Source organism: Paenalcaligenes sp. DL 463, assembly GCF_057475185.1.
In genome coordinates, this window is sequence record NZ_JBYBKX010000001.1 from 1,842,810 (window position 1) to 1,854,649 (window position 11,840).

Annotated in this window: 8 protein-coding genes; all 8 read right to left on the reverse strand. The window is 51.1% G+C overall.

Annotation, left to right across the window (positions count from 1 at the left end; all coding sequences use genetic code 11):
• Nucleotides 1-76: 76 nt before the first annotated feature.
• Nucleotides 77-1,537: an IMP dehydrogenase gene (guaB, locus tag AC2UZI_RS08865; RefSeq protein WP_486943443.1), complete on the reverse strand. Its 1,461-nt coding sequence runs from the start codon at nucleotides 1,535-1,537 to the stop codon at nucleotides 77-79.
• 41 nt (nucleotides 1,538-1,578) lie between these two features.
• Nucleotides 1,579-5,637, reverse strand: a complete 4,059-nt coding sequence (gene purL, locus AC2UZI_RS08870; protein WP_486943444.1) for a phosphoribosylformylglycinamidine synthase — start codon at nucleotides 5,635-5,637, stop codon at nucleotides 1,579-1,581.
• An 87-nt stretch (nucleotides 5,638-5,724) separates the two neighbouring features.
• A complete protein-coding gene (gene greB / locus AC2UZI_RS08875) occupies nucleotides 5,725-6,312 on the reverse strand; it encodes a transcription elongation factor GreB (RefSeq protein WP_486943445.1) in 588 nt (195 codons plus the stop codon).
• A gap of 23 nt (nucleotides 6,313-6,335) precedes the next feature.
• Entirely contained in the window at nucleotides 6,336-7,181 is an 846-nt protein-coding gene (locus tag AC2UZI_RS08880) for a PHP domain-containing protein (protein ID WP_486943446.1), read from the reverse strand.
• Nucleotides 7,182-7,195: 14 nt separating this feature from the next.
• Nucleotides 7,196-8,134, reverse strand: coding sequence for an alpha/beta fold hydrolase (locus AC2UZI_RS08885; protein WP_486943447.1), 939 nt, complete (start codon nucleotides 8,132-8,134; stop codon nucleotides 7,196-7,198).
• A gap of 97 nt (nucleotides 8,135-8,231) precedes the next feature.
• Nucleotides 8,232-9,536 carry a dihydrolipoamide acetyltransferase family protein gene (locus AC2UZI_RS08890; RefSeq protein ID WP_486943448.1) on the reverse strand — a complete coding sequence of 435 codons (1,305 nt, stop codon included), beginning with the start codon at nucleotides 9,534-9,536 and terminating at the stop codon, nucleotides 8,232-8,234.
• Nucleotides 9,536-10,585, reverse strand: coding sequence for an alpha-ketoacid dehydrogenase subunit beta (locus tag AC2UZI_RS08895; protein ID WP_486943449.1), 1,050 nt, complete (start codon nucleotides 10,583-10,585; stop codon nucleotides 9,536-9,538). The genes AC2UZI_RS08890 and AC2UZI_RS08895 overlap by 1 nt, the downstream gene beginning before the upstream one ends.
• Nucleotides 10,582-11,808: a thiamine pyrophosphate-dependent enzyme gene (locus AC2UZI_RS08900; protein ID WP_486943450.1), complete on the reverse strand. Its 1,227-nt coding sequence runs from the start codon at nucleotides 11,806-11,808 to the stop codon at nucleotides 10,582-10,584. The genes AC2UZI_RS08895 and AC2UZI_RS08900 overlap by 4 nt, the downstream gene beginning before the upstream one ends.
• Between the last annotated feature and the right edge of the window lie 32 nt (nucleotides 11,809-11,840).

Sequence of the window (11,840 nt, forward strand, 5' to 3'; positions counted from 1 at the left end):
ATAAGAAACAAATCGGCCACGTTGTAAAAGCAACGTGGCCGATTTACCAGACAACGAGGCCTATCGGCAGGTTGTCTTAGTCGGCACGATAATTCGGTGCCTCTTTGGTGATTTGTACATCGTGTACGTGTGACTCGCGAACACCCGCTGCTGTAATTTCAACAAACTCGGCTTTCTCGTGTAAATCAGGAATTGAGGCACAACCGCAATAACCCATCGATGCACGAACACCGCCAGTTAATTGATGAATAATAGCAATAACGCTGCCTTTATACGGAACACGACCTTCGATTCCCTCGGGTACAAGTTTGTCAGCATTGCTCGACGCATCTTGGAAATACCGATCGGCTGAACCATCAACCATGGCGCCCAAGCTACCCATGCCGCGATACGACTTGTAAGACCGGCCTTGGAATAAAACCACTTCACCCGGAGCTTCTTCAGTACCTGCGAACATGCCACCCATCATACAAATGGAGGCACCCGCGGCAAGAGCTTTTGAAACGTCGCCAGAGAAGCGTATTCCACCATCAGCAATTAGGGGAACGCCCGTTCCCTTAAGGGCCTTCGCAACGTCGGCAATTGCCGAAATTTGCGGCACCCCTACACCCGCAATAATGCGAGTGGTGCAGATGGATCCCGGGCCTATACCGACTTTTACGCAGTCAGCACCAGCTTCAACCAAAGCAAGGGCTGCAGCCGCTGTCGCAATGTTGCCGCCAATCACTTGAATATGTGGGTAGTTTTGCTTGATCCAACGTACACGATCAATCACACCCTTAGTATGACCATGGGCAGTGTCGACCACGATGGCATCCACACCGGCGCGTGCTAACTTCTCTACACGCTCTTCGGTGTCGCCACCCACACCCACTGCTGCACCCACGCGTAATTGCCCGTGCGCATCTTTAGAAGCAAAGGGATGTTCGGTGTTTTTAACAATATCTTTTACTGTCGCCAACCCGCGCAATTGAAAGGCGTCATTGACGATCAGCACACGCTCAAGGCGGTGCTTATGCATTAATGACTGCGCTTTTTCAAGAGTGGCACCTTCGTCCATGGTGACAAGACGCTCTTTAGGCGTCATGACTTCACGAATGGCCAGATCAAGACGATCTTCGAAGCGTAAATCGCGGTTGGTAACAATACCCACCAATTGATCACCCTCTACCACTGGCAAACCTGAAAAACCGTGTTGCTTTTGCAGGTTAATGGCGTCGCGTACGGTCATGCTTGGCGTGACCGTGATCGGGTCGATCACAATACCGAATTCGTGGCGCTTAACGCGGGCCACTTCTTGTGCTTGCGCATCGGCACTGAGGTTTTTGTGAATGATACCGATACCGCCCTCTTGTGCCATGGCAATTGCCAAGCGAGACTCGGTAACCGTGTCCATCGCCGCCGACACCAGAGGGATGTTTAGTGAAATATCACGTGTGAACTGCGATGTTAAGGCCACATCGCGAGGTAGAACTTCTGAATAAGCGGGTACCAACAACACATCGTCGAAGGTAAGTGCTTTTTTAACGAGACGCATAAAATTTACTCCGTCCAAAGGCAGATTATACGCTTAAGCGTTTAACCAATCCAGACCCGTGCGTTTTGAAAGAGGCGAATCCAAGGCGTAAACCCACCATTTGTTGCCTCAACGCCACCGGTATCGGCGTCTCCCCAGCTTTGCGGGGCCCAAGACAACATCACATTGCGTGTAACACGCTCGGGATGAGGCATCAGAATGGTAAAGCGACCGTCTGCGGTCGTCGCGCCGGCCAAGCCTCTTGCACTGCCGTTGGGATTAAAGGGGTATTGCTCTGTGATCTGGCCGCGATTATCAACAAAATTAGCCACGCTAATAATGCTGGAAGCATCCCCTTGTAGATCAAAGTTAGCGTAACCCTCACCGTGCGCTGCCACAATGGGTAACCGCGCGCCGTGTAAGCCGTTGAAAAAGATCGATGGCGAATCAGCAACTTCTACCGTGACAAGACGCGCCTCGTATTTCTCGGATAGGTTGCGAGTGAACTTAGGCCAAGCCTGCGCACCCGGAATCAATGGGGCTAAAGCCGCCATCATTTGGCAACCATTACATACGCCCAACGAGAAAGTGTCAGGACGATCAAAAAACGCAGAAAACTGGTCGCTTAACAGGGTATTAAAGCGTATGGTTTTGGCCCAGCCTTCTCCTGCACCCAGTACATCCCCGTAACTGAAACCGCCTGCCGCCACAACACCTTGAAACTCAGCCAGATTATTACGTCCGGCTAAAAGGTCAGTCATGTGCACGTCAACAACTTCAAAACCGGCCTTATCAAACGCCCACGCCATTTCCACTTGGCTATTGCAACCTTGCTCGCGCATTACAGCAATACGTGGACGCGCTCCAGATGCAATAAAGGGTGCCGCAATATTCTCTTGCGGATTCACGTTCGCTTCCACACTAATACCTGGGTCAGTCGCATCGTCCCACAGGGCAAACTCTGCTTGAGCGCTGTCAGGATTGTCACGCATCGCCATCACACGGCGACTGACTTCGCTCCATTGCTGCGCCAACTGTACGCGAGACGCTTGATAAATTAACGCACCATCGCGATAAACCTCGATTTGATCGCTAGCATTTGGTGCGCCCACGACATGGGCATAAGCGGATAATCCTGCATCGCGCAAGCGCTGCAGTACGGCATCTCGTTGAGACTGGCTGACCTGAATAACCGCCCCTGCCTCTTCGTTAAAGAGGGCTTTAAGCGTTAACTCATCGCGCTGCACCGACACTTGTTCAGGACGAATTTTAAAATCACCCCAATCAGCGGCATGTGGATCGATAGTAAGCATATCGATATTCAGCGAGACACCGGTCTTAGCTGCAAAGCTCATTTCGGCGATCGTGGCCAGTAAGCCACCATCCGATCTGTCGTGATAAGCGTGCACCAAACCGTCGTTATGAAGCGCGCGTATTTCGTGGAAAAAAGCAAGCAATAGCTCGGCATTCTCGATATCGGGAGCCTGCTCTCCGACTTGATTAAAAGCCTGCGCCAGCACGGAGGCACCCATACGCTGCTGACCCAAACCCAAATCGATCAAGATCAAACATGTGTCGCCAACGTCTGTACGCAGTTGAGGGGTTAAGGTTTTACGCACATCCTGAACTTGTGCAAAAGCGGTAACCACTAACGATACAGGAGCTACCACGTCACGTTGCTCACCGTCTTCGTCCCACGCCGTACGCATGGATAACGAGTCTTTACCGACCGGAATAGAAAGACCTAGCTTCTGGCACCACTGACTGACAGCGGCCACGGTATCAAACAGCGCCGCATCTTGACCTTCTACACCACATGCCGCCATCCAGTTAGCTGATAGCTTAATGTCTTTCATGCTATGCACATCAGCCGCTACCAAGTTTGTTAGCGACTCGGCTACCGCCATACGACCTGACGCCGGAGCATTCAACATGGCGATAGGGCTACGCTCACCCATAGCCATGGCTTCGCCGCGAACGCCTTCGTAGTCCGCCAAGGTCACCGCACAATCGGCGACAGGAACCTGCCACGGCCCTACCATTTGGTCACGGCTGCACAACCCACCCACACTTCGATCGCCAATGGTGATCAAGAAGTTTTTACTGGCGACGGTAGGATGGCGTAATACGCGTGACACCGCCTCGGCTAAAGGCACTACGGTGAGATCCAGAGGCTCTGAAACACCCGCTTCACGGCTAACATTACGCTCCATACGAGGAGCCTTACCCAAAATCACATCCATGGGCACATCAACAGGTCGATCCACCTGCTGGGGCTGTACTGGCTCGAACCCTGGCAAGCCTTCACCCATGGTGACACGCAACTGTCGCTCTTTAGTGGCTACGCCAACAACCGCCCATAAGCAACGCTCACGTTCGGCAATTTTCTTAAAGCGTTCTAGGTTTTCAGGTGAAATCGCTAGTACATAACGCTCTTGGGATTCGTTACTCCAAATTTCAGCGGGCGATAAGCCAGACTCCTCAAGAGGAACATGGCGTAAATCGAAAATAGCACCGCGATCCGCATCATTTACCAACTCAGGAAAGGCATTCGACAAACCACCCGCCCCAACGTCGTGAATCGCAATAATGGGATTGTCATCGCCTTGTTGCCAGCAACGATCGATAACTTCCTGTGCGCGACGCTGCATTTCAGGGTTCCCCCGTTGCACGGAATCAAAATCCAGTTCGGCTAGGTTTACGCCTGAGCTCATACTAGAGGCTGCGCCACCGCCCATACCGATACGCATTCCAGGCCCACCGATTTGAACCAGCAACGCCCCTTCAGGAAGCGGGTCTTTATGTGTTAAACGATGATCAATAGAACCTAATCCACCAGCGATCATGATGGGTTTGTGGTATCCCCAACGTACATTTCCGGCCGTTTGTTCGAAGGTACGGAAGTAACCCAGCAAGTTAGGACGACCAAACTCGTTGTTAAACGCCGCCCCACCTAAAGGACCATCGATCATGATATCGAGGGCCGACGCAATACGGCTGCAAGAACCATGCGAGTCGGACTCCCAAGGCTCGATGGCATCAGGAAATTTTAGATTAGAAACGGTATAGCCCGTCAGGCCCGCTTTAGGGCGGGAGCCACGACCGGTAGCACCCTCATCGCGAATTTCCCCGCCTGACCCAGTTGCCGCCCCAGGGAAGGGAGCTATGGCTGTGGGGTGGTTGTGCGTTTCCACTTTCATCAGGGTATGCAAAGTGGTATCAAATCGCTGATAAGCACCCTTGGCTTCAGAATCAGGAAGCGAAGCATAAAAAACTTCTGCAGGACCGCCTTCCATGATGGCCGAGTTATCTGAATAGGCCACCACTGTTCGTTCGGGTTGTGCTGCATGGGTATCGCGAATCATGCCAAACAAGGTTTTATCTTGTGCCTGACCGTCAATAACCCACTGCGCATTAAATATTTTATGGCGGCAGTGCTCGCTATTGGCTTGTGCGAACATAATAAGCTCGACGTCGTTAGGGTTGCGCCCTAAGCGAGTAAACGCCTCAACCAGATACTCAATTTCATCGTCAGATAATGCCAAACCCATACTTTGGTTTGCTTGCTCTAATGCGCTGTGACCGTTCGCCATCACATCGACAAAACGCATTGGCTTAGCACTTAATTCTTGAAAAAGTGCTGCCCCTGTAAAGCTACTATCGACGACCGTTTCGGTCATCCGATCGTGCAATACGTCGGCAATCAATCCCAATTGCTCGGTGCTGATGTCTTTAGCACCAAGCAATCCCCGCTTGGGCGTGAGTACATAACGCAAACCTCGCTCTATGCGACGAATACCTTCTAAACCACAGTTTTTCGCAATATCAGTGGCTTTGCTTGCCCACGGTGACACTGTTCCTGGTCGCGGAATAACAAGTAACGATAAGTCGCTATCATTTTGCGCAACCGTATCGAAAGCCGGTCGACCGTCATCCAGTAAGGCATGAAGTTTTTCGGCATTGCTTTGGTCTAAGCCCGCCTCTGCCGTCCACACGTAGTAGTCGTAATAACCATGAATATCCGACACGGGAAGATTTAACTGCTTAAACCGCTGTAGGAGTCGTTCGCGTCTAAAAGTGGATAAAAATGAAGAGCCTGAGAGGTGCAAGATGGAGTTCACGATGTGGGAAATGCAAAAGGAGAGAAAGAAATGCGGCTTATTTTAACCGCAACAGCGGGAAGAAGCCCGCAGAATAAATTTTTACGGTTAATGATCAAGCTCGTCATCGGGTTCAGTGGGCTCAGCAGGGTACGAAACCTCGAGCACATCAAGCTCTTCGATACCCCCGGGTGTACGTAAAACCACGGTATCGCCCTCGTGCGCTTTCGTTAATGATCGCGCAACAGGGGAAATCCAACTGATTTTTCCATTAAGAGGTTCGGCCTCATCGATGCCCACGATGGTGACGGTCGTCTCCATACCCTCTGCATTGGCATAGGTAACTGTCGCACCAAAAAAAACCTGATCCCGATTGGGTTGTAACGCCGGATCGACCACCTCGGCAATTTGCATCCGCTTTGTCAGAAAACGTATGCGACGATCGATTTCTCGAAGGCGTTTTTTACCGTAAATGTAATCGCCGTTTTCGGAACGATCACCGTTTGATGCCGCCCACGAAACCACCTGCACCATTTCAGGACGCTCTACATTCATTAACTGTTTGAACTCTTGGCGCAGAGCGCGATAGCCCTGAACGGTAATGTAGTTTTTCGTTCCTGCAGGAATACTGACGGCAGGTGTAACGATGTCGTCATCCAAATCGTCATCGTTTTCTTTAACAAAAGCTTTACTCATATATCCTCCTAATTGACTGTGCTCTATAGCCAATCAGCCCAGACGGTACGCAAATCTTTAGGTGTAGGCGGCAGCTTAGCGATATCTAAGCGCCCTTCGCCAACGCCATGAAAATCAGAACCACATGACACAGCAAAATCAAAACGTTTTGCCACTTGCGCATACACACGATAATCATCTTCAGTGTGGCTACCTGTCACCACTTCAATACCTTCACCACCTAAGGTTTTAAATCGTTCAAATAACGCATCGAACTGCAATGGCGTAAACTCGTAGCGCCCAGGATGGGCAATCACTGCCTTACCACCCGCTTCGTGAATCCATTGAACGGCTTGTTCTAAATGCGCCCACTGCATCGGCACATACGCTGGTTTGTGGTCACCTAAATAGCGTTTAAATACTTGGTTCATATTGGCGCAATGTCCGTTTTCGATTAAAAAACGAGCAAAGTGGGTACGGCTTAATAAGGACGGGTTGGCCGCAAAGACCAAAGCCCCCTCATACGCACCGTCTATGCCAAGTTGACTTAACTTATGCGCTATTTCTTTGGCTCGGTCAATACGCCCCTCACGTATATCGGCAAGCGCTTGCGCCAACCCTGCTGACTGCGGGTTAATGTTTAAGCCTACGATGTGTACAGTACGACCACACCACGTCACCGAAATTTCGACCCCAGGAATGAACTGCACACCGAGACGATTCGCCTCGGACGCGGCCTCTTCAAGGCCACTCAGCTCGTCATGATCGGTAAGTGCCCACATTGTTGCGCCATTGGCCGCTGCTCGTTGCGCCAATTGCTGAGGGGTTAAGACCCCATCGGACATGGTGGAATGACTATGCAGATCAATACTAGGGGAAGAAAGACTCATATAACCTCGTGGATTCAACGCAAAAAATCACGTAACACTTGAATTTGTTCCTGATTACGCAGGGTTGGGGCGTGCCCTACCCCCGCGATCTGGTAACACTGCGCCTGACGATTACGCTGCAACATCTCTTGGGTACTTTGATTGCTAAGCAGGTCTGAGCGTTCGCCCCGCAAAATAAGAACGGGAGAGCGAATAGCTTGGTACGACTGCCATAACAGCAACTCGGCTTGTTTCATGGCTTGAGCCGATAACGACTTAAACGGTGTGGCAATACGTAGATCGTAGTGTTTCACCCAATTACCGTTTTCATGACACACGAACACGTTTTTAGTCAGTTCGTTCCAGTCTTCATCTGTTTGAGGCCCGAAATCAGCACAAGTTTCTCGCACATAAGCTTCGGCATCTTGCAGACAAGAAAAGCGCATTGGCTGATCGAGATAGCGGCCAATACGGGTTAAGCCATCCATATCCAAGGCCGGACCAATATCGTTCAGCACAATTTTACCCAGCGGTACGTCTAACAGTGGCTCTAAGGACTGCGGATGTGCTGAACGTGCCGCCATTGAGGCATTCATTACCCCTGATAAAGCAAGAGCAATAAGCCCGCCCATGGAAGTACCAACCCAATCTAAGCGCTCTGGACGTAAACGAGCAATGAGCACCAACATATCCGCCACGTATTGCGCCACAACATAATACTGAGGGTTGGTCAGCCAATCCGAATGACCTCGCCCCACCACATCGGGACATACGACTCGATAATCTTGAGCAAAGGCCCGAGCAACAGGATCAAAATCACGGCCAGATCGTGTCAGTCCGTGTACACATAATAGTACCTTGGGGTTCGTGGGGTCTCCCCACTCCCAATAGGCCATGCGGTGTACACCCGCGCCACTGGCGCAGGTTACGTAATCTAAGCGTGGCTCTTGTTCGACTGCACTGGAAGTTGTCATAGGGAAGGATCCAATACCATAGCTCACAGGCTAATTAGGTATTGTATCCCAGCCCCAACCGCACGTTCTGTTAGCGAAGGCTAAAATCCGCCCCCTCTTAAGCCGTCAGTAGTAAAACAGGTTTTTCGATAAAAGCGCGTAAGGTTTGAATAAAAGCGGCGGCATCATAGCCATCGATGATGCGATGATCAAACGAAGAAGACAGGTTCATCATTTTACGCACCACAACGTTTCCTTCTATTACGACGGGTTGCTCTACCATTTTATTAACACCGATGACGGCGAGCTCAGGGTAGTTAATGATAGGTGTGGCGGCTATCCCCCCCAACGGGCCTAAACTGCTCAAGCTAATGGTAGAGCCGCTCGCTTGATCTAAACGCAAGGCACCGCTCTTGGCCGCCTCCGATAGCGCTTTTACTTGTTCAGCAATTTTCCATAGTGTTAAGGTCTGTGCATGATGCAGTACAGGAACCATTAGGCCAGCCTGAGTTTGTGTCGCGATACCAATATTGACATCCTCATGCTGATGGATGACATAGCTTGAGCGATCAAAGGTCGCATTAAGCTGAGGGTGTGTTTTAAGGGATAAGCACAGCGCTTTGACCAAAAAAGGCAATAAGGTTAAGTGTCCGCGCTCGGAGGCCCATCGCTCGTTTAGCTCTCGTCTTGAGTGCTCTACCTCCGTCATATCAATCGCCTCTACGTAACTGAAATGGGGAATTTCAGTGTGAGCGCGTTCCATCTTCTGCGCGATTTGGCGTCGTAACCCTCGTACAGGCACATCCGTTTTTACATTGCTCAGCCGGACGGGTGCTGAATCGTCACACTTTTCAAGCTGCCCCCCTGCCGTTGCCCCCTGCAGGTAGCGGTCCACATCGCTATGCGCCACACGCTCTACCGACATCTGTTCAGCTAACTCGACTAAGCTAAGTCCTAAATCTGCGACACGCTTACGCACAGCCGGAGACGCTTGCACTCCTTTTAGTAGCTGCTGTTTAGCATCACTTTTCGTATCCTCTGAACCCTCACTGTTTGTCTGAGCGGTCTTCGCTGGATGCGGCTCATCCATTGGTGGCATCTCATCGGTGCGCGTGTGCTCAGTACTTGGCGTTTGCGCTGATGATGAAAAATTTCCACTTACCGGCTGATCAGCCTCGTTCGCTTCAAGTGCAATGCACACTAAGTCTGAGCCCACCAACAACACATCCCCCGCATTACCCCCAAGACTTTGCACCGTACCCGAAACAGGAGAGCTAATTTCCACCGAGACTTTATCCGTCATCACGCTAGCAATATTTTGATCCTCATTAACTGCATCGCCCACCTGAACAAACCACTCCACCAGCTCAACCTCTGCAATGCCTTCACCGATATCAGGTATTTTTATGACGTGAGTGTTCATTACAGGCCCTCCATAACGGTTCTATAGGCGGCGGCTACCCGACTTGGTACGGGAAAGTAATCCCACTCTTGAGCATGTGGGTAAGGAGTATCCCAACCGGTCACTCTCAAAATAGGCGCTTCTAAGGCGTAAAAACAATGTTCTTGGACTAAGGCCGCTAGCTCGGCACCAAAGCCTCCGGTACGAGTGGCCTCATGTAAGATCACACAGCGCCCAGTCTTGTCCACAGAGCGTTTAATGCTTTGTAAATCCACCGGCCATAACGTACGTAAATCAATCACTTCGGCATCGAGTTCGGCAAGTTCGGCCGCCGCTTTGGCCACATGAACCATCGTACCGTAGCTTAATACGGTCAAGTCGCTGCCCTCCCGGGCGATAGCTGCTTGATCTAAGGGCAAGCTAAAGTAGCCCTCGGGCACTTGTGCGTCCTCGTGATCTCTCCATGATTGAATCGGTCTGTCGTGATACCCATCAAAAGGACCGTTGTATAAACGTTTAGGCTCTAAAAAAATCACTGGGTCCTCAGACTCGATGGCTGCGATTAACAAACCTTTGGCATCGTAGGGGTTTGACGGCATCACCGTTCGTAAACCAGCCACGTGCACAAAAATGGCTTCCGGCGACTGACTGTGAGTTTGTCCGCCAAAAATACCGCCACCAGCGGGCATCCGAATCGTGACGGGCGCACTAAAATCACCTGCCGAACGATAACGTAATCGGGATAACTCTGAGACAATTTGATCCATAGCCGGATAAAAATAATCCGCGAACTGGATTTCCACCACGGGTCTTAAACCATAAGCCCCCATCCCAATCGCCGTGCCAACGATTCCACTTTCTGAAATGGGAGCATCAAAAACACGACGCTTCCCATACTTATGTTGCAAGCCATCTGTGCACCGGAATACCCCACCAAAATAGCCAATATCCTGCCCATAAAGGACCACGTTTTCGTCTCGCTCAAGCATCACATCTAGCGCCGAACGTATGGCCTGACCTAAGCTCATGGATACAACGCTGCCTACTGATTCACGCGGCAAGGTGGTCATAGCCCCTCCTCAAATTGCTGACGTTGGCGTTGTAAATGGTCGGGCATTTCGACATACACGTCTTCGAATATGCTGCTGCTATGGCTGCCTGCAATCGCCGTCGAGCCGCCGGACGCCTCAGCCGATTTCTGCGCTCTCAACACATCGGCGGTTAACTGCTCTGTCAAGCCCTCGTGCTGTGCCTCAGACCATTCACCCAAGTGGATTAAGTGTTGCTTCAGTCTCTGGATTGGGTCGCCCAATGGGAAGTGTTGCCATTCGTTATCAGGTCTGTACTTGCTTGGGTCATCCGAACTGGAGTGCGGCCCTGCTCTATAAGTTACCCATTCAATTAACGTGGGGCCCTGATTCGATCGCGCGCGTTCCGCCGCCCATTTGGATACGGCATAACACGCTAAAGCGTCATTACCATCGACTCGAAGCGAGGCGATTCCAGAGCCTAGGCCCCTGGCCGCAAAGGTGTTGTTCTCGCCCCCCGCTATGGCCTGAAAAGTTGAAATGGCCCATTGATTATTCACCACATTGAGTATCACTGGAGCCTGATAGACGTGCGCGAAGGTTAACGCTGTTTGAAAATCACCCTCTGCGGTAGCCCCGTCGCCTATCCAACTCGATGCAATTCGTGTGTCCCCCTTTATGGCAGAGCCCATCGCCCAGCCTACTCCGATTAAAAATCGGGTCGCAAGATTACCGGACAACGAATAGAAACCTTTGTCGCGTCGCGAGTACATCGCAGGCAACTGCCGTCCTTTTAAAGGGTCGCAGGCATTCGAATACAACTGACACATGAGATCAAGCAGCGGCACGCCACGGGCAAGCAATAAGCTATGTTGTCGATACGATGGAAAACACATATCGTCATCATTCAAGGCCAAGGCTTGAGCCGTTGCCATGGCTTCCTCGCCCACAGCCTGAACATAAAACGAAATTTTTTTCTGCCGTTGCGCATGGAACATTCTGGCATCGAAGATTCGTGTGAGCGTCATAACCTGCAACGCACGATGCTTTTGCTCTAGGCTCATGTCGTTCGCCCAATCGCCGAGCGCCTGCCCATCATCATCTAACACTCGAATCAAACCATAGGCGTAGTCACTAAGCTCGTGGGCTTGGCTGTTTACCGAAGGTTTAGAAGCCGCGCCAGGCGCTTGCAGCCGCAAATAGGAGAAATCCGAAGGCTGCCCTGGACGAGCTGGAGGGGTTGGAACGTGTAAAGTTAATGACATAGCGTGTCTCTTTATGTTTTGAAATATCTTGT

What these genes read in the sequence shown, in the direction of transcription:
- guaB (WP_486943443.1), bottom strand. Translation starts at nt 1,537, where the DNA reads ATGCGTCTCGTTAAAAAAGCACTTACCTTCGACGATGTGTTGTTGGTA.
- greB (WP_486943445.1), bottom strand. Translation starts at nt 6,312, where the DNA reads ATGAGTAAAGCTTTTGTTAAAGAAAACGATGACGATTTGGATGACGAC.
- AC2UZI_RS08880 (WP_486943446.1), bottom strand. Translation starts at nt 7,181, where the DNA reads ATGAGTCTTTCTTCCCCTAGTATTGATCTGCATAGTCATTCCACCATG.
- AC2UZI_RS08885 (WP_486943447.1), bottom strand. Translation starts at nt 8,134, where the DNA reads ATGACAACTTCCAGTGCAGTCGAACAAGAGCCACGCTTAGATTACGTA.
- AC2UZI_RS08890 (WP_486943448.1), bottom strand. Translation starts at nt 9,536, where the DNA reads ATGAACACTCACGTCATAAAAATACCTGATATCGGTGAAGGCATTGCA.
- AC2UZI_RS08895 (WP_486943449.1), bottom strand. Translation starts at nt 10,585, where the DNA reads ATGACCACCTTGCCGCGTGAATCAGTAGGCAGCGTTGTATCCATGAGC.
- AC2UZI_RS08900 (WP_486943450.1), bottom strand. Translation starts at nt 11,808, where the DNA reads ATGTCATTAACTTTACACGTTCCAACCCCTCCAGCTCGTCCAGGGCAG.